Origin of the sequence: Cohnella suwonensis (genome assembly GCF_042655365.1) — a bacterium.
Classification (GTDB): domain Bacteria; phylum Bacillota; class Bacilli; order Paenibacillales; family Paenibacillaceae; genus Cohnella; species Cohnella suwonensis.
Genome location: NZ_JBHSMH010000041.1, coordinates 94644 through 121022, shown reverse-complemented (window position 1 = coordinate 121022; position 26379 = coordinate 94644). Strand labels below are relative to the sequence as shown.

At 54.2% G+C, this 26379-nt stretch carries 22 protein-coding genes and 2 pseudogenes; 1 reads left to right on the top strand and 23 read right to left on the bottom strand.

Annotated elements, in window-relative coordinates:
- Positions 1-35: 35 nt before the first annotated feature.
- From ACFPPD_RS13250 to ACFPPD_RS13230, 5 genes are all read right to left on the bottom strand, one after another.
- The gene (locus ACFPPD_RS13250; RefSeq protein ID WP_209745313.1) at positions 36-452 is read right to left on the bottom strand and encodes a flagellar protein; all 417 of its coding nucleotides are present in this window, start codon (positions 450-452) and stop codon (positions 36-38) included.
- A 100-nt stretch (positions 453-552) separates the two neighbouring features.
- Positions 553-1740, bottom strand: a complete 1188-nt coding sequence (locus tag ACFPPD_RS13245; RefSeq protein ID WP_209745310.1) for an acyltransferase — start codon at positions 1738-1740, stop codon at positions 553-555.
- A gap of 28 nt (positions 1741-1768) precedes the next feature.
- Complete coding sequence (locus ACFPPD_RS13240) at positions 1769-2530, bottom strand: ComF family protein (RefSeq protein WP_209745307.1); 762 nt, start codon at positions 2528-2530, stop codon at positions 1769-1771.
- 421 nt (positions 2531-2951) lie between these two features.
- Positions 2952-5474, bottom strand: coding sequence for a helicase-related protein (locus tag ACFPPD_RS13235; RefSeq protein WP_378082444.1), 2523 nt, complete (start codon positions 5472-5474; stop codon positions 2952-2954).
- Between the two features lie 200 nt (positions 5475-5674).
- Positions 5675-6073 (bottom strand): hypothetical protein, encoded by a 399-nt coding sequence (locus tag ACFPPD_RS13230; protein WP_209745304.1) that lies wholly within the window; start codon positions 6071-6073, stop codon positions 5675-5677.
- Between the two features lie 397 nt (positions 6074-6470).
- On the opposite strand from ACFPPD_RS13230, the gene ACFPPD_RS13225 reads away from it, so the two are divergent.
- On the top strand, positions 6471-7046 hold the full coding sequence (locus ACFPPD_RS13225; protein ID WP_378082442.1) for a DNA-binding response regulator: 576 nt from the start codon (positions 6471-6473) through the stop codon (positions 7044-7046).
- Between the two features lie 441 nt (positions 7047-7487).
- Here ACFPPD_RS13225 and ACFPPD_RS13220 read toward each other — a convergent pair whose 3' ends face one another.
- The 18 genes and pseudogenes from ACFPPD_RS13220 to ACFPPD_RS13135 all read right to left on the bottom strand — a co-directional run bounded on the left by ACFPPD_RS13220 (position 7488) and on the right by ACFPPD_RS13135 (position 26369).
- Positions 7488-8210, bottom strand: a complete 723-nt coding sequence (locus tag ACFPPD_RS13220) for a response regulator (RefSeq protein WP_209745298.1) — start codon at positions 8208-8210, stop codon at positions 7488-7490.
- Complete coding sequence (locus tag ACFPPD_RS13215; protein ID WP_209745295.1) at positions 8200-9378, bottom strand: sensor histidine kinase; 1179 nt, start codon at positions 9376-9378, stop codon at positions 8200-8202. Before ACFPPD_RS13215 ends, ACFPPD_RS13220 begins: the two co-directional genes overlap by 11 nt.
- Positions 9379-9527: 149 nt before the next feature.
- Positions 9528-12212 (bottom strand): stalk domain-containing protein, encoded by a 2685-nt coding sequence (locus tag ACFPPD_RS13210; protein WP_209745292.1) that lies wholly within the window; start codon positions 12210-12212, stop codon positions 9528-9530.
- 289 nt (positions 12213-12501) lie between these two features.
- Positions 12502-12855, bottom strand: a complete 354-nt coding sequence (locus ACFPPD_RS13205) for an MmcQ/YjbR family DNA-binding protein (protein ID WP_209745289.1) — start codon at positions 12853-12855, stop codon at positions 12502-12504.
- Positions 12852-17258, bottom strand: coding sequence for an Ig-like domain-containing protein (locus ACFPPD_RS13200; protein ID WP_209745286.1), 4407 nt, complete (start codon positions 17256-17258; stop codon positions 12852-12854). The genes ACFPPD_RS13205 and ACFPPD_RS13200 overlap by 4 nt, the downstream gene beginning before the upstream one ends.
- A gap of 280 nt (positions 17259-17538) precedes the next feature.
- Complete coding sequence (locus tag ACFPPD_RS13195) at positions 17539-17634, bottom strand: putative holin-like toxin (RefSeq protein ID WP_378082439.1); 96 nt, start codon at positions 17632-17634, stop codon at positions 17539-17541.
- Positions 17635-17846: 212 nt separating this feature from the next.
- Positions 17847-19049, bottom strand: coding sequence for a methionine adenosyltransferase (metK, locus tag ACFPPD_RS13190; protein WP_209745283.1), 1203 nt, complete (start codon positions 19047-19049; stop codon positions 17847-17849).
- Between the two features lie 129 nt (positions 19050-19178).
- Positions 19179-19445 carry a small, acid-soluble spore protein, alpha/beta type gene (locus tag ACFPPD_RS13185; protein ID WP_209745280.1) on the bottom strand — a complete coding sequence of 89 codons (267 nt, stop codon included), beginning with the start codon at positions 19443-19445 and terminating at the stop codon, positions 19179-19181.
- A 107-nt stretch (positions 19446-19552) separates the two neighbouring features.
- On the bottom strand, positions 19553-19729 hold the full coding sequence (locus ACFPPD_RS13180; RefSeq protein WP_378082481.1) for a sugar nucleotide-binding protein: 177 nt from the start codon (positions 19727-19729) through the stop codon (positions 19553-19555).
- A gap of 113 nt (positions 19730-19842) precedes the next feature.
- Positions 19843-20265, bottom strand: a pseudogene (locus ACFPPD_RS13175) (SDR family oxidoreductase).
- 71 nt (positions 20266-20336) lie between these two features.
- A complete protein-coding gene (gene rfbB / locus ACFPPD_RS13170) occupies positions 20337-21317 on the bottom strand; it encodes a dTDP-glucose 4,6-dehydratase (RefSeq protein ID WP_209745277.1) in 981 nt (326 codons plus the stop codon).
- Positions 21318-21321: 4 nt separating this feature from the next.
- A pseudogene (rfbC, locus tag ACFPPD_RS13165) lies at positions 21322-21861 on the bottom strand (dTDP-4-dehydrorhamnose 3,5-epimerase).
- Positions 21862-22029: 168 nt separating this feature from the next.
- Positions 22030-22449 (bottom strand): hypothetical protein, encoded by a 420-nt coding sequence (locus ACFPPD_RS13160; protein ID WP_378082437.1) that lies wholly within the window; start codon positions 22447-22449, stop codon positions 22030-22032.
- A 321-nt stretch (positions 22450-22770) separates the two neighbouring features.
- On the bottom strand, positions 22771-23628 hold the full coding sequence (gene rfbD / locus ACFPPD_RS13155) for a dTDP-4-dehydrorhamnose reductase (RefSeq protein WP_378082435.1): 858 nt from the start codon (positions 23626-23628) through the stop codon (positions 22771-22773).
- 17 nt (positions 23629-23645) lie between these two features.
- Positions 23646-24647, bottom strand: coding sequence for a dTDP-glucose 4,6-dehydratase (gene rfbB / locus ACFPPD_RS13150; protein WP_209745274.1), 1002 nt, complete (start codon positions 24645-24647; stop codon positions 23646-23648).
- Positions 24648-24655: 8 nt separating this feature from the next.
- Complete coding sequence (rfbC, locus tag ACFPPD_RS13145; protein ID WP_209745271.1) at positions 24656-25213, bottom strand: dTDP-4-dehydrorhamnose 3,5-epimerase; 558 nt, start codon at positions 25211-25213, stop codon at positions 24656-24658.
- A 20-nt stretch (positions 25214-25233) separates the two neighbouring features.
- A complete protein-coding gene (locus ACFPPD_RS13140; RefSeq protein ID WP_209745269.1) occupies positions 25234-25977 on the bottom strand; it encodes a sugar phosphate nucleotidyltransferase in 744 nt (247 codons plus the stop codon).
- A 50-nt stretch (positions 25978-26027) separates the two neighbouring features.
- Positions 26028-26369 (bottom strand): GtrA family protein, encoded by a 342-nt coding sequence (locus tag ACFPPD_RS13135; RefSeq protein ID WP_378082479.1) that lies wholly within the window; start codon positions 26367-26369, stop codon positions 26028-26030.
- Positions 26370-26379: the final 10 nt, after the last annotated feature.

Here is a 26379-nt window from a genome sequence, read left to right as displayed (position 1 = left end):
GGTTGTTAGATATGAATTGTTTAGATGAATCGCGATTATTTGCGATCGTCAAGCCTGTTTCCGATCTGATAGGCACGTTTGTTCTTAGCATCGTCCGGGTTCTGTTGCAGCATCCCTCTGGAGCTCGCGTTCTTCACGTCGGTCTGCAGCCGCTTCTTGCACGAATCGCACATATGGCCATCCCGAATGAGGATGCCGCACGATTCGCAAGGGTAGGACATGTTCGGCGCGTTCATGAGGGATATGCGGCCTTCGCGGATCCACTTCGTGATCTGCTTGATGCTGACTTCCATCTCGTCGGACAGCTGCTGGATGTCCACGCCTTTGTTCTGGCGCAGATGCTCGACGCATCTCTCGTAATCTTTCTCCATTAGGGCGTAGCAATTGTTGCAGACATCGCGGAAACTCTTGGAGAACAACTTCCCGCATTTCGGACAGTAGGTTAAATTCACGCAATCATCTCCTCAATCTCCGACATCAATCGACTTGCCTTCCCGTATTGTAATCGAAAATCGGGAGATTCGCCAACTATTTGTTAAATCTCGCCAACGCTCAGCCCGAAGCCGTCTCGGATACGACCGTCCTTCCCGCGCTCCTCTTCGACTCCGATGCCGACGCCCCGAGCTGCGCCGGAACGCTTCCGAACAAAACCCACGACACCCGCGTCAACCTGCTCAGCGCATAGACGACAAGCCACGAAAGGAGCAGCGCGCAAGCGAACCCGCCGGCGTACCAAAGATGCTGCATGTAGCCCGGACCTCCGTGAAGCGGATATTGACGGTAGACGAGCAGCACGACCGGATGGAACAAATACACCCCGAACGACGCGATTCCGAGCTGCCGCAATGCGGCCACCCATGGCGACTTCATTTTCCCCCGCAGCAGGAACGCGATCTGGATGAGCACGATCGGCGTCAACATCGTATATGCATCCCATAGCCCGTCGTACAGAGCATTTTTGAACATCGTACCGTGCACGCGATTCTGGTAGAAGAGCCACACGTAACCGAGGCCCGCGCCGAGCCATACCGCCCACAACGCGCACCAGGAAACGATTTTCCCGCCCGTGGCGGATTCTTTGGCGATTATGAGCCAGGATCGGATCCGATCGAAATAGATGCCGAGCCACGCGCCGAGAAAGTAATGCCCGAAATAGCTGAGCGACCAGCTTCCCCGATTGGCGACCTGCCAATATTCCCTGTTATACAAGAAGAACGCCCACTGGATCGCGACTCCGACGAAGATCGCCGATGCCGCCAGCCACTTGAATCTTTTGAACAAATAGAGCAACACCGGAAAAAGCAAATAGAGCTGAATGCTGATGAAGACGAAATATAAATGCGTATAAGCTTGTCCCGTCATGATCCGATGCAAGAAATCCGGCCACATCTCGGTCAGCGACCACGGGTGATGATTGACCTCCCACCGCAGCAGGAAAAAAAACGCGGAGAACGCCAAATACGGTACGATGATGTACAGGAGCCGGTTACGATAAAACTTCTTCAGTTGCGCGAAAGCGAATGGCTGAGGGAAATAGTTATAGAACAAAACGAAGCTGCTGAGCAGAATAAACGACGTCGTGCCGATCTTGGAGAAAATGTTCAGGAAATTGTAGATGCCGTAAAAACCCGACGATTTCATATTCAACGTCGCTTCGGACGTGGAATGAACCATCAATACGCCCAATATGGCGATTCCGCGTACGATATCGATCTCCGTTAACTTTGCCCGTCGCTCCATGGCGCCTCCTTATGCTGATCCGTCGTCGTTACGAACGCGCCCACATTAACCCAAAGATGTCGATGCCGCCTTCCCCTTCCGCCGCTTCCCTCAGCACTCGCGCGCATTCGTCGAGCGTGCTGCCCGTCGTGTAGACGTCGTCCACGATCAACAACCGGACGGGCGATTCGGATCCGGAAAATAAAGCTTCGGCTTCGGCGGCGAAATTGCCTTTCATGTCGGTGATGCGGCTTCGGCGGGTTTTGAGGCTTTGTTTCTCGGTGTGGCGCAGCCTGCTCAGCACGGGAGAGTAACTTAGCCCGTACCATTCCGCGAGCCTGCGCGCCAGCTTCTCCGCTTGGTTAAAGCCTCTGTCTTGCAGCCTTTCGGGGGCGAGCGGCACGGCCGTAATGCGTTGGAACGCCGAGCCGGTCGCGTCGCTTAACCGTTCGTAAGCGAAAGCGAGCATGGCGGCAAGCGCGTTCTCGAGCCCTTCGTCGCCCCGATACTTGTAGAGGGCGAGCCAATCCTTCATCCGGCCGTCGTAACGGACCGCGCACCGGCTCGCCTCGTAATGCCGTTTCGTCCTTCGCGCGCAATCCCCGCAGCGTTCCGCCCTTCCGCATACCCGGCAAGCCGGATAAGCGATCCAAGGGATGTTCTCGCCGCACGTCTTGCACAACGAGGCTAGAATCGCCCTAGGAACCGGGTGACGCAGCGGAATCGGCCGACTTTCTTTCGCGGAATTACCGGTTCCGCATATCGGGCAGGATTGGCTTTTCGACGAAAAGAGCTGTCCTATTTTTACCATTATAGTCGACTTCCTCCTATTAAACGTTTTCTTATTGTTAAAAGTTGCTACTTGATAGATTAAAAGTTGCTAAAGAATGGCGTGGTGGCGAGTAAGGCTTCGCCTCTTGTCGATTTAGCGTTGGTCCTATTTTCGGCGTGCGGTTTTGGGCGGATAGAGTTGTTCAAGCGGTCGTTTCTGCTCCTTTGTCTATCAACCTGCAAATGTGCAGGTTGTTTGAGCACTTGGTCCGCTTGTTCGGCGACAAACTGCAAATGTGCAGGTTGTTTCCTGTTTTCGGGAAGAAACGATCCGTTTAGGCTCAACAAAATGTACATTTGCAGGTTGTTGTGCTTAGACGCCGATATCTTGCCGATCTACCTGCACTTTTGCATTTTGTTGTTGGGGGGGGGGCGGCGCTACCGCACGAAGACGGGCCATTTCAATTTGGAAATTTGAGATAGCCCTCGCGAGCCGCAAGGGAGTTCATCGTCCGGATCTGACGAACGGCGTCCCGTTGAGAGTTCGTCCATAACGGGGCGACAAAACGGACGACGCCTCCGGGGTCCGCGGCCGAGCGGCCGGCCCGTCCCGCCATCTGGACGAGCGAAGAAGCGTCGAACATGGCATGGTCCGAATCGAAGACGTAGACGTCGCTTTTCGGAATCGTGATCCCTCTCTCCAGTATCGTCGTCGTGACGAGAGCGCGGATCTTGCCGGAACGGAAGTCGGTGACTTTATCCGTCCTCTCGCCGTCCTTGGAGGATGTACCGGCTATCGTCTCCGGAGGTAACCCGAGTTGGTCTGCGTACCGTCTTAAGAGACTCACCAGCGACTCCACTTGCTTGATGAAAGGCACGAACAGAAACAACTGAGCGCCTCTTCGGGACGAGATCCGCAGCTGCTTAAGTAGTTTGGAAGGAAGCTGTCGCCTCTTGAGAAGATCCGCGAGGCGCGGAACGGTAACTCTGCCGGGCACAGGAAGCGGATGTCCGTGGTAACGGACCGGTACGCGCGCGCAGGGGAGCTTGCCGCGCGTGACTTCGCGCTGCATCCGGCTTGGCGGAGTCGCGCTTAAGTAGACGGTGACGCCGAGCAGTCGTCTGCACTTCTCCGCCGCATGGTGAAGCATCGGGTCATTATGGTAGGGGAACGCATCGAGCTCGTCGATCAGCACGAGATCGAACGCCTCCTGAAACCGGAACAGCTGATGGGTCGTGGCGAGCGTCAACGCCCCGGTCTCCCAACGTTGTTCGCTTCCCCCGTAGAGAACGACCGGAGTAGCGTCAGGGAAAGCTTTCGCCAGCCTCGGCGCGAGCTCGAGCACGACATCCTTGCGCGGCGTCGCGACGAGCGCGCGACCTCCGCGCGAGATAACGAATGCCAGCAACGGGAAAATCATCTCCGTCTTGCCCGCCCCGGTGACGGCCCAGAGCAGGAAGGAGCGATCGTTGGGCGAGGTGGTCGCGGAGGCTCCAGCGGGCGATGGAATCAACGGTGCGGGAGACGTCGAAGCGTCTGGTAGAGCGAAAGAAGCGGGAGACGTCGAAACGTTTGGTAGAGCGAAAGATGCATGAGAATTCGAATCGTCTGGTTGAGCGAAAGATGCGGGAGACGTCGAAGCGTCTGGTAGAGCGAAAGAAGCATGAGAATTCGAAGTAGCGGGAAATTCGTAAGGCAGCGCAGAGGGCGTCGAGGAAGCGGCAGGAGCATCGAAAGTCAAGCGCTCCGCCAGGAAGGTCAGCGCCTTTCCCGCCGCCGCGGCTTGCGCGGGACTAAGCCCCCAACGCCGCGACAATGTTTCGCGGTCGGCGGGGGCTGCCGCTTGCCTTGGCGCCGGCAGCCCCGCCGGCGCGCCGATGACGAGCAGCCCGCACTCGCGGCTGCGCCCCATCGTCAGGCAAGCCGCGCAATACGCGCAGGCTTGCCGCCCGCACGCGGCGCACGGCGTGCGCCGCAAAGCTTCGCTGCCGCTTCCGCAGCGGCGGCAGCGCAATTCGGGGCGCGCGCGCCGCGGCGAAGCCGGCGTCGCGAGCCCCGGCAGCCGAGCGCTGCGCAGCCGCTCGGCCCAAGCGCGCAGCCCGCGTAGCGGCGGGCGCGCGTGAGGCTCGGGGGCCACGGCGGCCGTCAGCCGCACGGTCCCCGCCAGCGAGGCGAGCTGGAGCGCGGCGAGGCTCTCTTCCGCTAGCTCCGCGGGTAGCAGGCGCGGGAGCAATTGCATCGCCTCCTCCCGCAGCAGGGCTCTGCCCGCTAGCGCGGGCGCCGCTTCTCTCACCGCTTCGGCGAGCCGCGCCAGTCTCGCCCGTCGAATCTTCGTCCTGTCGCTCCTCGCCTCATCTCCGCTGACCGTATGAATGTCCGCCAACGGCTCCGTCCCAACCTCCTTCCCTCCACTTCCCCCCATCACCTCCATGCCATTCAGTTCCGCTGCCATTCCCTCAAGAACTCCGTCCCTCTCCGCGCACAGCCGGAGCACCCGCTCCACTTCCTCCTTCCACATGCGCTCTTTGCCCGCATCGCTCTCCATTGCCCTTTGTCCATGCCTCTTTCCGTCATCGCCGTCTCCTCTCCACGAATGCTCATTACCCCCATCGCTCTCCATTGCCCTTTGTCCATGCCTCTTTCCGTCATGGCCGTCTCTCCTCCGCGAATGCTCTTTGCCCGCATCGCTCTCCATTGCCCATTGTCCATGCCTCTTTCCGTCATCGCCATCTCCCCGACGCGAATGCTCATTACCCCCATCGCGCTCTATGCTCTCCTGCCCATCACCCTCTCCTCCCGTAGAGCCCCACATCGCATTCAACCCATCCCGAAGCGCCAGAGCAATGCCCAGCGGCAACGCCTCCTTCACTCGCGCGATCTCCGCTCCGCTACCGTCCCAGTACCCTTCGTCTACTTCCCAGGCTACGGAAATCTTCGCTTCCTTGCCGGAACCTTTTCGCAACGCGTAGAGCACGACCTTCATATCCATCCCTCGCTTCACCGCTTGCCCGGCAAACGCAAAAAACACCCCCGTCGCCGCAGCCGCGGCAATCGGGAGTGTTCTTCACTCCGGACGAACTCGTATTCACATTGGCTTAATTGTAAGCGATTATCGATTGCCATGCAATCGTCATTATCGCTTCCACATCCCGTAACGTCCTTCAATTTCACTTTGCCCCCGCCTCACAAGGGCAGTCTAGCCACGTCGACCTCACGGTCCAGCTCCACCCACACGACTTCGCCGCGCGCGCCGCTTCCGTTCTCCGCCCGACCGGCCGCGGCGCCGCCTCCGTCGGATCGGCGAACCCACTCGATGCCGGATTGGCTTCTGGCGAAACGTTCCATAATCCGTCCGGTATCGTCGTTCGAGCGGTCCAGCACGACCGTGATGCCGATATCCATGCCGCTTCTTCTCGCGAACTGCCTAAGAGACCGAATGTACCATTCGATTTGCATTTGATGATTGCCCGCGACCAGCACATAGTGCCGTCGCTCCGCGCGGACGCTTCTCCGAACGAGCCCTTGCGCGAACACCGCTGCCGCGGCATAAAATCCGATGATCCATAATAGGTCTGGGAACACGGCGGGCACCTCCTCTGGACTGAAGGTCAGTGACGTTTGCCGGGGCGGCGACCATCCCTGTCATCCGTCAACTCGTTCCACATCATATGCCGCGACGGGAAAGGGAGTTCCGAGGAGCGCAACCTATCGAAACAAGGAGCGACCAGCGTTTACGGAAGCTCTTGACTTCCTGCGCCGTTCGATTTACGCTAGCGTTAGATCACGATATGGCAGCGAAGCACGCGCCGCTTTTCCCTTCGTCTTAATCGAAGGGAAGGCGGCTATTTTTATGGTCGGAGGAGAGGCACGCATGAGGGGATTCGACGAGACTTACGTTTCGTTTCTGGAGTATCATCGCAAACGAAGACAAGGCGAGAGACTCAGAAGACTAAACGAGGGACATCGACACGGAGAAAAAATGCTTTTGCAAAACATATGCTGGCCGGCTTTCGGAACGTTTGACGGATTGCATCCCGAATATGAGGTGAACGATTTCAAAGACGGCTCGCGCTTTCTCGACTTCGCTTTTCTCGAGCCCTACCTTAGACTGAATGTCGAGGTTGACGGCCACCGCTCGCATGCCAAAGACGTCAGTCGCGATCAATTCTCGGATCATCTCATGCGCCAAAACCACCTTATCCTGGACGGTTGGAAAATCATCCGGTTTTCCTACGACGACATTAACGAACGACCGAGAATGTGCCAGCAATTGCTGTTGCAATTCATGGGGAGATGGGCATCCAAGCGGGATTCGAACCGTATATCCGCTCTTTGCGCAGAGGAACGGGATATTTTGCGCGCAGGGCTTCGCGGTATGGACGCGCTGACCATCCCCGATCTGTGCCGTCGGCTCGGCATCGGCGACAGGAAAGCCCGCAAACACCTGCACGCCCTTGCCGAACTCGGCCTCATCGTTCCGACTCGCGCCAACGCAACTAGAAACCGTGCCTACCGCATATCGACCTCGGTATCGGCGGACTTGCTCGGCCTGTGAGAGTTAAATTTGATGTTAACCGCCCATTTGGCCGCTAACTATCCCAACCAGCGCCGGAACAGCACGCATAACGGCCATTCTGGCGCTTATGGGCGGTTTTGACGGGCAGGCGAGAAGAGTTTCGACAGATTAACCGCCCATTTGGACGTTAACAGCCCTAACTAGCACCGGAACAGCACGCATAACGGCCATTCTGACGCTTATGCGCATCTTTGAAGGGCGGGCGAGAAGAGTTTCGACAGATTAACCGCCCATTTGGCCGTTAACAGCCCTAACTAGGACCGGAATAGCACGTATAACGGCCATTCTGGCGCTTATGGGCAGATTGACGGGCAAGCTAGCTAGGAGTGGCTCGACTGAGACGCCCTCCCGCAATAACCCAGCCGAACGCAAAAAAACGCCCCGGTCGACATCCGACCCAAGGCGCCTCTTCTTAGAATGTTACAACGTGACCCAACCGTACTTGATCGAGTTGATGACCGCTTGCGTGCGATCGTCCACTTCCATCTTCTGCAGAATGCTGCTCACGTGGTTTTTGACCGTTTTCTCGCTGATGAATAAATTCTCCCCGATCGTTTTGTTGCTTTTGCCTTCCGCCATCAGGCGCAGCACTTCGGCTTCGCGGCGGGTCAGCGGGTTGTTGTTGCGCGGAATGAGCTTCGTGACCGTCTCGCGGCTGGCCGCGGCGCCCGAAGTCGCTCCGATCTCGTCCAAATACGTCATCCGGCGAAGCTGGTTGATCAGCTTGCCCGTCACTTTCGGATGGATGTACGCGTGCCCGTCGGCCACCGTGCGGATCGCGTTGATCAAAGATTCCGCTTCCATGTCCTTCAGGAGATACCCCGACGCGCCCTTGCGCAGGGTCTCGAACACGTAGCTCTCGTCGTCGTGAATCGAGAGGATGATGACTTTGATATCCGGAAAAATATCGCGTAGGCGCTCGGTCGCCACGACGCCGTTCTCCGTCGGCATGTTGATGTCGAGCAGGACGACGTCCGGTTTCTCGCGATTGCAGAATTCCAGCACCTGAATGCCGTCTCCGCACTCCCCGATGACCTCGAGGTCGTTTTCCATGTTCAGGATGCGCTTCAGACCTTCACGGAACAGCTGGTGGTCGTCGGCAAGGAGCACCTTGATCGTACGCACCGCAACTTTATTCTCCATGTGCGATTAACTCCTTTCCTGGCTCCGCTTTGATAGGTACGTCGATGATGATTTTCGTGCCGTGTCCCGGCTTGGATTGAATCTCCCACTTCCCTTGCAGAAGCTCGACCCGTTCCTTCATGCCGATCAATCCGAAATGGGAATGGGATTTCGCCCGCGACTCGATCGAGTCTACGACGAAACCGACGCCGTTGTCTTCGATATGCATTTGAACGGTCGTTTCCTTGAAGGAAAGATCCAGCGAAACGTATGTAGATTGCGCGTGTTTCAGCGCGTTATTGAAACCTTCTTGAACGAGCCTGAACATCGCCGCTTCCATCGCGCTCGGCAGCCGCTTTTCCTTGCCCGTCGTCTCGAACACCGTGCGGACCCTCGTCTTCTCCTCGAAATCCTGCACGAATTTGCGAAGCGTAGGGACCAACCCGAGATCGTCCAACGCCATCGGGCGAAGGTTAAAAATGATTTTGCGAATCTCTTCCAGGCCGATGCGGATTTGCGACTTCAGATCGACCAGCTCGTTTCGGACCACTTCCAAGTCCTTCATATCGAGCAGCCGTTCGGCGATCTCCGTCCGAAGCACGAGGTTGGCCAGCGATTGCGCCGGACCGTCGTGAATCTCGCGGGCAATCCGCTTGCGTTCGTCCTCTTGGGCGAGGATGATTTTGAGTCCGATCATCTGACGGTTTTTGGCGGATTCGAGAATGCGGGTCACCTGGGTGAGATCGCCGGACAAATAATCCAGGACGACGCTCATCTGCAGGTTGATCGTATCCGCGCGTTCGATGGATGTCTCCACGCTCTTCACGCGCTTCTGGAGTTCGTCCCGTCGCGTCTTGAGATAACCTTCCTTCTCCCGGTACACCATCAGGTCGAGCTGGAACTGCGTCGCTTTCTCGTAGGCGGACTTGATATCCTTCTCCGAGTAGCGGACGAAATCCCGGCTCACCTCGGTCAGGCGAATGCGGGCCAGCCGATAGTCCCGCTCCAGCGCGTCTACCTTATCGATCGTTTCCGATGTTTCCCGAAGCACCGTTTCCAATTCGAACGTCAAAGAATGCAGCTCGCGGCGGGCAGCCTCGCAGATCTCGAACACTTGAACCTTGCTGTCCTCCATGACGGATATCGCGTTCTGGATTACCCGGTCTATTTGGTCAACATGATAATCCATGAATACGACTCCCCTATCCGTAATCGGCGCCCGCGCATCAGCCGAGCGCCCTGTAATCACTAGGGCGCCCGGCTGTTGCTAGCAATGCTTACATCATACCATAAATCCAGGGAGCTCATAGAGCGGGTTTGGTAGATTTAAGCTCTAAATTAATGAATTGTAATGGTTTTCTTTTTCGGGTCCCATTCGACTTTCATCCCGAGTTGCTCCGTAATGACGCGAACCGGAACGTAAACGTTGTTCTTCAGGAGGATCGGCGTACCCGTTGCCGCGAGGCGCTTGCCGTTCAGAATCATCTTGCTGCTGCCGACCCACAACTCGAGCATCCGGTCGCCCCGGAGCGCGGTAATCTTCTTCGCTGCGTTATCCCATTGATAGATCGCGCCAAGCTTAGCGGCGATGTATTGCAGTGGCACGTAGTTCGTTCCCGCCCGGTTGAACGGCGCCCCCGGCAACGTAACTTTCTTGCCGTCGACCTTCGCGTCCTTCTTCCCGACGGTCATGACGATCGTCGGCTTCGGCACCGCGATCTGAGCCGGCGGATACTGCAATACGAGATTGTCGAACGCCAGCTCGCCGGTTACCGCCCTCTCGTCTTGACCTTCCTCTTGGTTGACGAGGTACAGCTTCGTCAGCTTCGACTGCCCCGTCAGCCCGCCCGCGGCCAGGTCGACGCGTACGTTCTTCCAGCCCGACCAATCGATCTTGTCTGCGATCGTGATGTAGACCGTCTTTCCTTTCGCGTCCGTAAACTCCGCGCGAAGCCAGTTCGAGCTCTGGTCGCCCAGGATGTCGAGCGTCAGCGTGTTCGGCGTGTCGGCGATCGAGATGCCTTTGCCGTCGTTCAACACCGCGTTCGCGTAACGCTTGCCAGAACCGTTCGTGAAGTCGTAGTCCATAACGAGAACCTTGGAATTTTCTCTGCCGAGAATACCCGTCGAGATTGTCGTCGTGCCGACCGTCTCTACCGGCGTGCCGGCGAACCCGACGTTGTACGTCGCTTTCTCGAAGTCTTCTAATGTTTTCTCCGTGCCCGGCGCAAGAACGGCGACGGTGCCGTAACCGTCGTATCTGGCGATCGCGTAGCCGGCGGTCGCGTTCTTCTGCACTTGGTCTACCGTAATCTTGCCGCCTTCCGCTTTGCCCGTGAAGCCGCGGAATTCCCATTTGATAGACGCGGCCGGAACGGAAAGCTGTCTGCCGTCCGATAGAGTCGCCTTCACGGGAACGCTGATCACCGCTCCCGGGCGAAGCACCCGAGAGCTCGGCTCTACGGTCAACTGAGAGATTTGAGCTTCGCCGATCACTTCGATCGCCGTCTTATCGCTCGCTTGCCCGGAGGACACGCTGAGCGTCGCCTTGCCCGGCTTCGTTGCCGTCAGCGTCCCGCCGTTAAACGTTCCGATCGCCTTGTCGAGCTGCCAGACGGCCGCCAAGCCCATCGGATCGAGCGGATTGTAGTACGTATCGTACGCTTTCAGCGAATAGCTCGCTTGCCCGCCAACGAATAGCGTTCTCGGACCGCTGGCCGTAATGCCCTTCAGCTCCCCTTGGGGAGCGGTCGTGTAGACGCCGATTCCATTCGTCACGAGCCGCTGCGTCGTGCCGTAGAACGTCGGATGCGACAGTTGGATCTGGAATTCGCCCAGCGGTCGGGACACCATCGTCGTCGACCCGCCGCCGTCCAGGTTGATCGCCTTCCATGCGCCGAGCGAGGTCAGAATCTGCTGAAGCTCTTTCAACGTGACGCCTTCGCGCCCGCCGTTCTCCTCGACGGTGACGAGGTAAGCCGTCGATCCGTCTTGCGAATAGCCGACCGCCGTGCGGGCGCGATCCGCGCTACCGCTGACTCCGTTGATGTTCCGAGTGAAGGCGGAAGCGACGCCTTGGTCGACGAGAAGCGTGTGCCCGCTCACCATCATCTGGAACGCGTTCTCCGCATACGTCGCGCCGTTCGTTAGCGATTGGAGCGCGTATTCCGATTGTACGGGCTCGCCGACGATCAGGTGCGTCTTGATGAAATCCGCCGCCGTCTTGTCGCCGTGCCCGCGCAAGATGTATCCGTTGGCCGGAATCGCGGTCTTGATCGGCGTGCCGACGGAAATTTCCGTCACGATGCCGTCGACGACGAGCGCTTCGGTCGGTTTCGTGCTGCTATTCACCGGTCGCTCCGGCGCCGTCCAAGCGTTCGTGTAGATGTACAGAGCATCCATGTGGCTGTATGCCTTGTTAGGCTCCGTCATGTACGCGGACTTGTTCATTCCGGTCAACGCGAACGTCGTGCCGTCCGCTGCCGTTACCTTACCGGTAAACGTAAACTGGTCGATCATCGGCTTGCCGTCGTTCGTCACGCCGAACGCGTACATCCCGGTCAATTGCTCCGTGCTGACGAGCAGCTTGCCCGACGTAATCTGCGCGCCCATCGGCACGGCTTCGGTCGAGATTCCCGTCCGGAACACGTCGCCGTTAATGCCTGCTACCGCCCCCGTTTCCTTCGCCATCGCCCCGACGGACTGCTTCGCCGTAACGCTGCCTTTCGGGCCTCCCATCGCATCGAGCTTCACATATGGATTAGTAAGGTCGACCTGCAGGACGTGAATCGCCTCGGTCGGCAGCTTCGCGTCGGACGGAACCCATCCGTAAGACAATTCGCGTACGCCGGACGTCACGATGGCGTCCGTTTGTTTCACTAGTTGGTAAGTAAGCGCGGTTGCGGCATAAGAACGCGGGACGAACCCGCCGTTCAACGACGACGACAAGACGAGAGCACCCGCTAGTAAAGGGGCGATCAGAAGATAACCTTTCGGACGAACCTGTTGTGTATGTTGTGCCATTTCATTCTCCCGGAATTCTCTAGATTAGGCATGGAGCGTCGCAGCTCCTAAGCAAAAACGTCTCCGATGCCTTCGCGACTCGGAGAAGCTTTGCGAAAGTATCGGAGTCGCGAGGCGAATTGGAACGCCCGAACCATCCGATACGATGTAGTACCTACTCTATTAGACTCGCAAATGGTGGAAAAGTTACACATGATCGGAAGCCTGAACGAATTTTCATAGATAACGAGGGAAACGTTGATGAAAATGTAAAAGAAGACGGCCACGTTCGGCCGCCTTCCTTACGTTTCTATTCTATCTCCTCGCGCTCCCGCTTGGTGAGCTTCCCCTTCGCCAGCAAGTAAGATTGCTCGAGCATCGCAAGCAATTCCTCCTCCGGCACCTCGCCGCTCAGCACGACCGTGTTCCAATGTTTCTTGTTCATATGGTAGCCGGGAAGAACGGCCGAAGGATATTGCTGCCGAAGCAGCCACGCCTCCTCCGGATCCGCCTTCAGATTGATGCTTTCATAGCCATCCGTCTGGCCGAGTAACGCGAACATCTTGCTTCCGACGTAGAGCACCGGCAGTTCCGGATCGAACGGGAAACGAAGCGTCGTCCCCCGCCATTCCAGCCCTTTGGCTATCAGCTGCTGGTGGTTCATAGGAAGTCCACGTACTCGAGGAACCGCTTGATCATGATCGCGGCTTCCGCTCTTGTCGCGTTGCTTTGCGGGTTGACGGTCGTAGGAGTAGCCCCTTTGATAATGCCAGCATTAATGTTGATCGCCATGCCATCGAGCGCCCATTTGCTGATTTTGCTTTTATCTTTGAACTGACTCAGAGTGCTTGTCGACGGATTCGACTGCACGCCGACGTAATTCATCGCACGAACGAGCATTGTCGCGATTTCCTCGCGAGTAATCGTGGCGTTCGGCCTGAATTTCCCGTCTGAACCACCCTCGACGATTCCCGCCTTGCTGACCGCACCGATATAGGCGGCGTTAGCGTTCGCCGACGTGACGTCCGAATACCTCGTCGACGCGTTGCGATCCCCGGTAAGTCCGATGCCGCGAGCGAGGAACTCCGCGAAATCTCCCCTCGTAATGCTCTTGCCCGGCGAGAACGTTTTGGCCGTATCGCCCGATACGACGAATTTCGAAGCTAGCGATAACACATCGTTGCTTGCCCAGTGGCTGATCATGTCGGTAAACGTCGCGCTCTTGCGGACGACCGCGTACGTGCTGCTGCCTTTGCGGAAGAAATTCACCTTCACTCCGTTCGTGCCCGGTTCGGTCGTCGTCGGCACGTAGTTCAATTCGTTCGCTTCGGAATCCAAGCGCACGACAGCCACGTTCGAAGAGTTGGATAAAGAGGAAACGACGAAACTACGCTTCACGTACTGGTCGAACGAGTCGATGGTCCTCAAGTTCGATCCCGACAGAATACCCGCCGAGAAGTCGGCCGGCGTCGCCAGCATTTGCGCGCCCGCGACGTTGATCGCGCTCACGATCGGCGAGCTTGCGTTCTTCTCGATGCTCAGTTGCAAATAGGAAGTCGCGATGTTGCCGCCTGCCATATAATTCTCTTTGCTGTAATTGATCGCCGTCAGAGGCAATTCGAATTGTAGTTCTCCGTATTCGACTCGGAATGACGCGTTCGAAATTCTAGAAGAAGCATCCATGATTGCGGTTAAAGGAACGGCCACAAGCGCTCCGAGCTCGGTGGACGGCACTTTGAACGTCAACACCGGCGTTTGCGCGGTTCCTTGGCGGAACACGTCGTACGCCGCCAAGAACTTCGGCCCGTCCAACGTGTATCGCACGAGCGACTTCCCGGTCGGCGAAGTTCCGCTTCCCGTCGACGACGCCTTGGCGTTGACGAATTGCAACCCGCCGGATGTATTGGCTTCCAAGTATTCCGGAACGTTATCCAGATCGGACGATTGGTTCGTGACCGCCATCTCGGCAATAGCCGGAACCGGTTGATTCGTCATGTCCTTGAGCGGGATACCCGTGCTCATGTAGCTTAACGAGACGGTTTGCCCTTTTTTGATCGGCGCGGCCAGCGTCAGCTTTACTTCTTGGCCGGAGACGCTTAGGCTGCCGATGCTCGCGAATGCTCCGTCGACTTTGACATTGTATTGCGAGACGTAAGGCTGCGAAGTCGTATTCAGCCCCGCGCTGTAGGCTAGCGTAATGATCGAGGACTTCGCTACCGCCGAGGACAGCGTAGCCGCGACCGCGTTGCCGGCGACGATCCGGTAGCTATTGATCGACGCCGCAGCGTTTCCTGCCAGATCTTTAATCCCTTGGCTGCTCGGAATATAGGAAACGTAGAGAACCGCGTCCGTCTCTAACTGTGAAGCCAGCGTAAGCTCGACGGCGTTATTCGTTACCGCCACCGAAGAGATGACTGCAGCCGTGCCTCCCTTATAGATGGAGAAGCTCGACTTCAATGGAATGGCCGTCAGATCCAAGCCTTCGTTAAAAGTCAACGTCACTTTCGTACCAGCGGCCGCTGCGGAAGCCAGTACCGGCGGAGTAATGTCGTTGGCGTTCTGAACGAAGAAGTCGGCGAAGCCCGTAACCGCATTGCCGCTCAAGTCTCTTAACGGATACGAACCCGGCACGTAACTCACGCTTACGGATTGCACGTTCGTTCCCGCGTACGGCAGCGTTAACGTCAGCGTCGTGCCGCTAGCCGATGCGGCGCTTACGCTTTGGGCGGTTCCGTTAAACTTCACGACGAATTGCGAAGAAGCTCCGCTCGCAAGCGCCTCAAGCGTTTTGTTGAACGTCAACGTCAACGTCGTGCCGTTCAAGATGCCGCTGAGCGGTTTCGCCAGCGTCGTGTCGAGCGTATTCGTCACTTCCCGTGCCGCGAAAGAAGGCGCGGGATTGGCGGACAAGTCTTGAACCATTCTGCTTATACTCGAATCGCGCGTATAGGCGACCTTGACCGTCTGCCCAACCGCTACTCCGGACTGAAGAGACAGTCTTACCGTCTTGCCGCTGATCGCGACGCCGTTGACCTGGCGCGGCACCTCATTCACCGTCACGTAGAAGTTCGACGGATAAGGCAGGATGCTCTCGTCCAGATCTTCGTTATACGTAAGGACGATCGCGCTTCCGTCCATCGCGGCGCTAGAGAGAATCGGCGCAGCCGTATCCGATCCGAGCGTCTGGAAAGTCCATCGGTAGTCGTTCAAGATGCCCGGGAATGGATTGCCGGCAACGTCCGTGACGGCATCGTTCGGAACGTTAACGATATAAGTCGTCGCCGTCGAGAAATCGATCGGCGTCAGTATCACCGACGACGGGTCAACCGGGTCTGGCGTTACACTTACCGGGCCCAAGAATACTTTGCGCGGATCCGTTTCGGTCCATAACACAGCCGAAATTCCAGATCCTTTGGCGCCTGCTATGACCGGATAGATCGTGGCCAATACTCCATCGCTCATCGAGATCGGCGCAATAGGTTCATCGAACGTCATGGATAGAACGGCATCTCTCTTGACGCTGTTCGATCCCGGAACAGGCGACGTGCTTAATAGCTCAGGCACCGTCGAATCCGACGAGATTCTGAACCACCATACACTATCATTCGATATTCCGCCATATGCATTGTTGGACATGTCAGTAATCGCTTGCGATCCGATCTGCACGGAATAGGTCGTGTTTTTAACAAAGTTCCCGCATACGGACGACGGAGAGATCGTAATCGTATTCGTTCCGCCCCCCGTTACCGCCCCGGACGTGACAGGAATCGAGCAGAAGATAGTGTTGGAAGTGATGTTGCGAATAAGAATCGTTCCGCTACCCGGTTTCACCGGCTCGTTAAAAGCGATGCTCAAGTTGCCGCTAATCGCGGAGGTCGTCGACGTTGCCACCGGCGTAAAGGCCGTGGCGGCCGGCGGAACGTTATCCGCATCGACTACGGTCGCAAAATTCCACGTCGTCGTGTCAATGATGCCTTCGTAAGGATTGTTGGTGCCGTCTTTCAAGACGCCCGGATCGATCATGATGTAGTAGGACTTATTTTTCTCAAGCACATTGCCCGCGAAATCGAAAGTTGCGGATGCCCCCGATACCGTCACACGACCAGGGGTAAGTGCCATGTCGATCGTGTCTACCGGATAATTATCGCTGACTCTCTTCAAGTAAATCTTACCCGTCGTCCCTTTATAAATCGTGGTCGCGCCAAAAGAAATCGACGTCTGCAACCCGGTCGACGGCACATTGGACGCATTGTCGGCGGGCGCCGTCGCAGACACGTTAATGACCGATGGAGCGGTCGAGAACGACCAGCTGATCGCCGTCGTCGGATTACCGACGATATCCGCGAACGCTCCGGCATCGATTTGCACCTGATAGTTTTTGCCCGATACGAGGCGAGTGTTAGGTTGTACGGAAATCTCCGTTTTTCCGCCGCCCGCATCGATGCCGCTTCCCGTGACTTCCGTGGATAATACCGAGACGACTTGCGTATCGCCCGTATCCACGCGGGTAATGCGAATGCTGCCCGAAGCGGTCGTGACGATTTCGTTGAATTTCAATTTCAGCACGCCCGTCGCCGCTATCGTTCCGCCCGATACCGGCGTATACGTTTCCACAGAAGGGGACGCTCCATCGCTCGCGATGACGCCGAAATTCCAAGTCGTCGAATTCGAGATGCCGGCATACCCCGCACCCGCGCCGTTCAAGAACGCATTGGAGCTGATTTCTATGTAGTAGTTTTGCCCTGCGACAAGAGTAGAACCCGGATTAATCTCCACCGTATCCGAGCTAATAAAAGTAATATTGACGGAATCCGAGGCAACGTTATATAACGCGACGGATGCGTTCGTGCTCGCGTTCTTGATCGCGATCGTTCCGCCGCCCCTGCTGACGTTCTCGTCGAACTTGATCCGTAGCTTGGCGTTAGCCGGTACGTTAGCCTGGTTGTCCGCCGGATACGTCGATACGGCGACGGGTCCCGACGGTGCCGCCACGGCCGCTCCCGCGACCCACAGCTGCAAAACTAGCGCCATGAGCAAAGTAATAGATAGAGTCCGTTGAAGACGCAAAAGAAACCCTCCCGATAAACACAGTAGTACCTTTTATTTCGGTTTTCGGGCGCAAGATTATTAGGGTCGATGGACTTATTTCCCAACGATTCCAGGAAAATCGTTCATTCTCACAGTTAGCTTTGTCATTGTTTTACTTGTATCGCATATGCTAAAATGACAATAGAAAGGCCGAGTGCTGGTAACACCCGGCCTGTACAATTGGCTTGGATGGGATGCCCCTTCAAGTTAATGAGTGGCACAAAAACCCACCTTCGGCGAGCAACCTAGGGGTGGGTTTTTACTTTCTCTTGTAGTTATTTGCAATGTAGGTTAAAAGAGCAATGACAAAAGTTGAGAATCCGAGCATGATGAGTATCGCGTCTTTTACTTCCATGGCTTCACCCCCTTCCGAAGGGAAACCATGCCCACTCAAGGTATTCAATTGTACGATTTCATCTTACCTTTAATTCCGAATACGATCAAGCGTTCCCATTCGTTTAGATCTCTTTCTCGGCAGACATACGCCCGAAAAAGAAAAAACAAAAAGTAGCCCCCGCATCCGCGAGGGCTACTTCTATTCCTTGATCTTATCTTCGAACGATTCCCTTACGCCAAAACGCCTTGTTTCAACGCTTCCACGCGATCGAGACGTTCCCACGGAAGATCGACGTCCGTACGGCCGAAGTGGCCGTATGCCGCCGTCTGGCGGTAGATCGGGCGACGCAGGTCGAGCATCTTGATGATGCCCGCCGGACGAAGGTCGAAGTTGCTCGTGATGAGCTCGACGAGCACCTCTTCGGATACTTTGCCCGTGCCGTAAGTATCGACGTTAATCGATACCGGCTTCGCTACGCCAATCGCGTAAGCGAGCTGAATTTCGCATTTGTCGGCGAGACCAGCAGCAACAATGTTCTTCGCGACGTAACGAGCCGCATAAGCCGCGGAACGGTCGACTTTCGTCGGATCCTTGCCCGAGAATGCGCCGCCGCCGTGACGAGCGTACCCGCCGTACGTGTCGACGATGATTTTCCGTCCGGTCAGGCCGGCATCGCCTTGAGGTCCGCCGATAACGAAACGGCCCGTCGGGTTGATGAAGAATTTCGTCTCGTCATCCAGCCATTCCTTCGGAACTTCCGGATAGATGACGTGCTCGCGAATGTCGCTCTGGATTTGCTCCAGGGATATCTCTTCGGAGTGCTGCGTCGAGACGACGATTGCGTCTACACGAACAGGCTTGCCGTCGATGTATTCGACCGTTACTTGCGTCTTGCCGTCCGGACGAAGGTAGCCGAGCTTGCCGTTCTTGCGAACCTCGGACAAGCGGCGGGACAGACGGTGAGCGAGCGCGATCGGAAGAGGCATTAATTCCGGCGTCTCGTTCGTCGCGAAGCCGAACATCAAGCCTTGGTCGCCAGCGCCGATGTCTTCGTTCTCTTGCTGAACGTCTTTGCCGACGCGCGTCTCGAGCGCCGCGTTAACGCCTTGGGCGATATCGGCGGATTGTTCGTTCAACGACGTCAGAACCGCGCAAGTGCTGGAGTCGAAGCCGTACTTCGCGCGCGTATATCCGATATCTTTAATCGTACGGCGAGCGATTGCCGAAATATCGACATAATCGGCTTTGCTGGTGATCTCGCCGATAACGAGTACAAGTCCAGTCGCTACGGATACTTCGCACGCAACCCGCGCGTAAGGGTCCGCTTCCAGGAACGCGTCCAATACCGCGTCCGAGATTTGATCGCAAATTTTATCCGGATGGCCTTCAGTGACCGATTCGGATGTGAACAGATGCCGTCCTTTGATCGACAAAGTGTCCAGCCCCCCACATATAAAATCAGCCTTTTCCCATAGGAAAAGGCTGTCTAAGCTAAACCTTCGATTAATAATAATACCGGAATTGTCGAGGGGTGTCAATAAATCCGGAGCCTATTCCCAAACCTATATAAGGGTTTGTTGCGCTTGCTGAATGAGCCGTTTCGTGATTCCTCCGCCCAGCGATCCCGCTTCCCTCGAAGACAGGTTGCCCAAATACGCTTCGCCGTATCCGGACGAAGGGATACTGCCCAATTCTCCCGCGAATTCCGTATCCTCGCCGCCTCCGCTCGCAAATGCGGGAACTCCGAGCTCCGATGCGATCTCGTATTTCATCTGCTTCAACGCGTTTGCGCATTCCGGTACGACAAGCTTATTGCTCCTTCTAGCCATGATCGATGAGCCTCCTTGAATGTGATGGCCTTATTGTGCGCCGGACCACCTTGTTCAAGGCGTATGTCTTAATGGGATGCGGGGCAAAATGTAGCAGAAATCCGCATTTATCCCCCGTTCTTTCGCTCTAGTTCCATAAAGTGCTTAAGCGCATCTCGCCAATGTCGGAGCGGCTTCAAACCGGCGGCCATCAACGCATCGTTACCTAGTACCGAATAGGCGGGGCGGGGAGCCGGCCTCGGAAATTGTTCCGTCGAGCATGGCGACAACTTCACATGATCCATCCCCGCTTCCGCGAAAATAGCCAGGGCAAATTCATACCAAGAGCAAGAACCCGCCCGTCGCGTGGCAGATGCCGTATTTGTCGCGTCTTTTGCCCCCAGCTCCAGCATGGTCTTCACGAAATTACTGCCGAATTGTTCATATACCCATGAAGTCCTCGCAATAAATATCTCGAATGAAGGCCTGCGGCGATCTTTTCCCCTTCGAGCTTGGTACTGCCGTATACGGTTCGCGGTGCCGTCTGATCGTATTCACCATAAGGCTGCGAGGCATTCCCGTCGAAAACATAGTCCGTACTTACCTAGACCAGCTTAGCGCCAACACTCTCGGCCACCTCCGCCACGTTACGCGTCCCTTCCACATTTATCGACCAGGCAGTCTCAGGCTCAGCCTCAGCGCGGTCAACGGCCGTATAAGCAGCCACATGAATGACGGTATCCGGCTTGTAACGATATATAACCTCTTTGCACTGTTCGGCATGGGTAATATCGAGATGCGTTCGATCCAGGACGACGATCCACAACCCGTTCGGTATCATTTCGACGAATTCTTGCCCGAGCTGCCCGCCGCCGCCCGTTACTAAAATGGTTAATTCCGAGTCGTCGTCGTTCATTGACGATAAGCCCCCGTCTCGATCCGACGCATCCACTCACCATTCGCTCTATACCAAGCAACGGTCTGTCGTATCCCCGTCTCGTAATTATATTTTGGCGTCCATCCCAACTCTTCACGGATTTTCGTCGCATCTATCGCGTAGCGCCGATCGTGACCGAGACGGTCCTCTACATAGGAGATGAGCGATTCCGGCTTTCCGAGTTCATTCAATACCGTTCGGACGACTTGCATGTTCGTCCTTTCGTTATTGCCCCCGACATTATAGACTTCCCCGCTACGCCCTTGATGCAGCACGAGATCGATGGCCGAGCAATGATCTTCCACATGAAGCCAATCTCTCACGTTCTGTCCGTCTCCGTATACCGGCAAAGTTTGGTCTGCGAGGGCATTGCGTATCATAAGAGGAATCAACTTCTCCGGGAATTGATACGGGCCGTAGTTGTTCGAGCATCTCGTGATATTTACGTTCATGCCATAAGTCTCATGATAAGCACGTACGAGCAAGTCGGCTCCCGCCTTGCTTGCGGAATACGGACTGTTCGGAGCAAGCGGAGTCTTCTCGCTGAAGAGTCCTTCCACCCCCAATGTCCCATACACCTCATCCGTCGACACTTGAATGTATTTCTTAACCTGATACTTCCGCGCGAGATCCAATAACACTTGAGTACCGGTCACGTTCGTCTGAACGAAAATACCGGGATTAGAGATGCTACGGTCTACATGCGACTCCGCCGCGAAATTCACGATCGCATCGAAGCCTTCGCCGATTAGGGATTCCATCGCGTTCAAGTCTGCGATATCCGCGCGCACGAATCGATAATGCTCCGATTGCTGAATATCCGTCAGGTTATCCTGATTCCCGGCGTATGTCAGCAGATCCACGTTAACCACGCGATAATGAGAATGCTTATTAAGCATGTATCGCACGAAGTTGCTTCCAATGAAGCCTGACCCACCCGTAACAAGCAATTTCATGCCATCACCCTATCCAGTAAATAAAATTGTTTTCCGCATTCTCTAATGTCGGATGATTCGCATCTTTCTGCGATAGTATCGGCGTTAATGTCGGCCACTTGATCGCAATCGCCGCATCGTCCCACGCGATTCCTTTATCATGCGCCAAAGAATATATACAATCCACCTTGTATTGAACTTCCGTATTGCATTCCAACGTACAGAATCCGTGGGCGAAGCCTTGTGGCACGAGCTACTGCCTCTTGTTGGATGCGCTAAGTTCAAAGCCTTCCCATTGCCCGTAAGTTGGAGAACCTTGACGAATGTCGACGACGACATCCCAGATTGCCCCCGCCGTCACCCTCACAAGCTTACTCTGTGCTTTAGGCTCGAGTTGATAATGAAGATCTCTGAGTACGCCCACATCTTTGGATAACGAATGATTGTCCTGCACAAAATGTTGCGGAATCCCTTGAGAGGTATAACGTTCGGCATGGTAACTTTCCAAGAAAAATCCTCTGTCATCTCCATGAACGATCGATTCGATCAGTTTTACGCCCTGCAGTCTGCTTTCAGTGTCGGATCACCCTACAATGTCCATTTGCCTTCATGGCATTGTATATGTATATTCCCATATGTTGTTGCTCTTAGGTATGAGCTGTACTATACATTCCGAAAAAGTAAAAAGGAGCTACCGGCGTCTCCGCCGACAGCTCCTAATAAATTATAATTGCTATTGCAGTTTGTACGCCCCGCGCACGAGTACGATAAGGCCTTTCGTCTGATTCGGATCCGGCTGAACGCCTCGTTGACCTCTCGGGTTCAAGATCAAGTGATTGTTGACGATCGCCTTACCAGGCTTCACATCGAGTCCCTCCGTCAGATCCGACAGTCCGTTTGCGTCCGAGCTATAAGCAACGGCTTTCCCCGTTCGCACGATGATCTCTCCACCATCGTCGACGATCAGCTTCTTGCCCGGATCGACGGCTACCGTTTCCAACTTCGACGAACCACCACCTCCAGCAGAAGGAACTTGCTTCGCGATTTCTTGTTGCACCAGCGTGCTGATCGCTCCGTCTACGTAGCCTTTGGTGACGATTGGGTCGTCTACGGAGCCAGGGGTGGAAGCGGAATCGGCCATTGCTGTCGACATTATTCCTGCTGTTCCAACGGTTAGCCCCAATAATGTGATTGCTCCCCAAACCGCCCACTTCTTCGACATTTTCAAGCTCTTCACTCCCATTTCGACATCTCTATCCTCTTGTACGCAAATCATTTTGGGAAAGTTGCGTCGGATACAGATCCTGGTAAGATTTAGCCCTTGTCCACGAATACCTAATTTCACAATGATGTTACCGGAATATAGCCGCAATGTTAATGGAGAGATTTTAAATGATCATCCAAATTAGACTGATTTACCAAACACCAAAAGTCACGATACATGCGGTTACAGTTGGCTTCCTTTGCAAGCGATTCATGTGTTACTTTCCTTTAAAAAGGCTTTCAGCCCTTCACGCCATGGCCGTAGATCTGTTAGTCCATTCTGACGAATGGCGGAATGATCCATTACCGAATAAGCGGGACGAGGCGTCGTTCGAGAAAATTGTTCAGTCGTACATGGCTCCGTCCGCACCGACAAGCCGCTCTCTTCAAAGATCGCACGAGCAAATTCGTACCATGTGCAGGTCCCTGTATTAGATGCGTGATATATGCCGTACGCTTCCGTCTGAACAAGCTCGATGAGAAACCGACCCAAATCATAAGTGTATGTCGGCGATCCAATCTGGTCATGAACTACCGTCACCGAATCACGTTCGGATGCCAATTTCAGCATCGTTTTCACGAAATTGTTGCCGTATTTGCCGTATACCCAGGACGTTCTTACGATAAAATAATGATCACAGAGGCTTTGCAAGAGTACTTCTCCAGCCCGCTTCGACTTTCCGTAGATGGATTGAGGATTGGTGTTGTCGTATTCGTTATAGGGCAGGGATGCAGTACCATCGAACACATAGTCCGTACTGATATAACAAAGCTTGGTCCCCTGTTCATTCGCAGCAAGAGTCAGATTACGGGTGCCGATCGCATTGATTCGATAAGCTTCGTCCGGCTCGGATTCTGCTTTGTCAACAGCTGTATATGCACCTGCGTGAATGATTGCGTCAGGACGTACTGCGGCAACCGCTTCACGGCACTGCAAGAGGTTCGTCACATCAAGTTGCTCACGACCATAGCCAACAATATTTACCCGATCATCTCCAAGTCTGACCAGCTCTTGACCCAACTGTCCGTTTGCTCCTGTTACCAGCAGCGTAATCTTTCCCTCGCGCATCTTAACCCTCCAAAACGTTACCCATACTGTTTTTCATAACATTGCTGATAAACTCCGGAATGGACTTTTTCCATCCATCCACGGTTATTTAGATACCAACGGATCGTCTCCCGAATACCAGATTCATAATCGTATTTCGGGTTCCAGCCTAGTTCGTTACGGATTTTCGTTGCGTCGATTGCGTAACGGCGATCGTGGCCTAAGCGATCTTGTACATATCTAATCAGCGTTTCCGGCTTGTTCAATTCTTGCAAAATCGTCTTCACGACATGAATATTGTTACGTTCATTGTTGCCACCGATATTGTATACTTCACCACTTCGACCTTTTCTGATAACGAGATCGATTGCGCTGCAGTGATCTTCGACATATAACCAGTCCCGCACATTTAACCCATCGCCGTATACTGGAAGCGATTTATCTGATAGTGCATTCTGAATCATGAGTGGAATAAGCTTCTCAGGAAACTGATAAGGTCCGTAATTATTCGAACAACGGGTGATGTTCACATGAAGCCCGAAAGTCTCGTGATAAGCACGCACCAGCAGATCGGCACCGGCCTTACTAGCTGAATACGGGCTATTTGCCTGCAGTGGGGTCTCTTCCGTAAACAGCCCCGTGTCGCCCAATGTTCCATATACTTCATCGGTGGATACTTGAACGAATTTAGTTATACCGTATTTTTTAGTCAAATCGAGCAGTGTTTGTGTCCCCATAATATTCGTACGTACGAAAACGTCAGGTTCCAATATACTTCGGTCTACGTGAGACTCCGCTGCAAAATTAACAACCACATCGACGCCGTCTTGAAACAGCGGTTCCAATGCAGCGCGATCCGTAATATCGGCTTTGACGAATCGATAATTCAGATTTGAATCGACCGAACGTAGATTCTCCAAGTTGCCTGCATAAGTCAAACTGTCGACATTAATAATCTCATCTTGGGGATGTTCCCGCAGCATATAGTGAACAAAGTTGCTACCGATAAATCCAGCTCCGCCAGTAACGAGTAATTTCATTCTATTTTTCATCCTTTGTATACGAAATTGATTTCTGCATTGGCTAAGACAGGATTTCTGGTATCTTTGTCGGAGAGTACCGGTTGAAGCAGTGGCCAGTTAATATCAAGTGCAGGGTCATTCCAAGCGATTCCGCGGTCATGTTCCGGTGAATAGTACTCGTCTACTTTATATAACACTTCCGTATGAGGCGCTAATGTGCAAAATCCATGTGCGAATCCCTTAGGAACGAACAATTGACGCTTATTAGAGGAAGATAGTATAAACCCTTCCCACTGTCCAAATGTAGGTGATCCTTGACGAATATCCACTACAACGTCGTAAATCGCTCCAGCAGCAACACGTACAAGCTTGGATTGGGCTTTAGGGTTCAATTGATAATGAAGCCCTCTCAGCACTCCCGCTTCCGCAGATAAGGAATGGTTGTCCTGTATGAATACGCAATCGATACCATTCTCAGCGAATACACGGGAATTGTAGGATTCCATGAAGAATCCTCGATGATCCCCGAATACGGTTGAATCGATCAATTTTATACCGTGCAGCTTAGTGGCTGTGACCTTCATTTCTTTGCTCCCATCTCATATCACAGTTTCAATTTTCCAAATTCTTCTCCGAATAACAAGTCCTTAGCCAGCTCATTGGCGTGTGTAAGTGAGGTATGAGTTCCGGCATCTGTCCACCAACCTTGCAATATATCATACTTCAGTTCACCAGCAGCTATATATGTATTATTTACATCTGTGATTTCCAATTCACCACGACCGGACGGCTTCAATGTCCGAATGATATTAAACACGTTCGCATCAAACATATAAATGCCAGTAACGGCATAGTGACTCTTCGGATGACTAGGTTTCTCTTCAATAGATACAATTTGGTCACCCTTCAGCTCTGGTACGCCATATCTCTTCGGATCAGGCACTTCTTGCAGAAGAATCTTTGCGCCTTTGTTCATTTTCCCGAAGCTCTCCACATAAGAAGCGATGCTATCCGAGAATACATTATCGCCTAAGATGACAACCATTGAATCGTTCCCGACAAAATGCTCCGCTAATCCAAGCGCTTGAGCAATACCTCCTGCTTCATCCTGAACTTTATACGTAAACGTAACGCCCATCTCATATCCACTTCCGAGCAGGTTAACAACGTCCCCCATATGGTCCTTACCAGTGACGATTAAGATATCGGTAATACAGGCATCTTTCAACTTGGCTACGGCGTGAAAGATCATCGGGTATTTACCTACAGGAAGTAAGTGTTTATTTGTTACTTTGGTTAAAGGAAATAGACGAGATCCGGTTCCACCGGCAAGAATGATGCCTTTCATGAGGAACAACTCCTTTTGAATAACTACCTTATATACCGCACTTGTATAACTTATTTTTGGGACTGGATAACCCGTTTACTCAACAAATAGGTGATAGGTGTTGTAAGCATGATGGAAAGGACTAAGGCCAATTTCTCGTTGATATTCAGAATATCTACAGACAGAAGTAGTAAAACGGTATTTAGTAAATACTGAATGACATAGATCAGCGGAAATTTTAAAAACTTGCTCCAAGCTAGCGATTCCTTAAAAACGAGTTTTGAATTCAATACGTACGAAATGATTATTCCTAATAAGTAAGCTATTGAATATGCCAAGAGGTATGGAGCAAAGAGCAGAAGCAATAGATAGATTGCATAGGTAACCCCTGTATTTATTGCACCGACCAGCATAAATTTTACA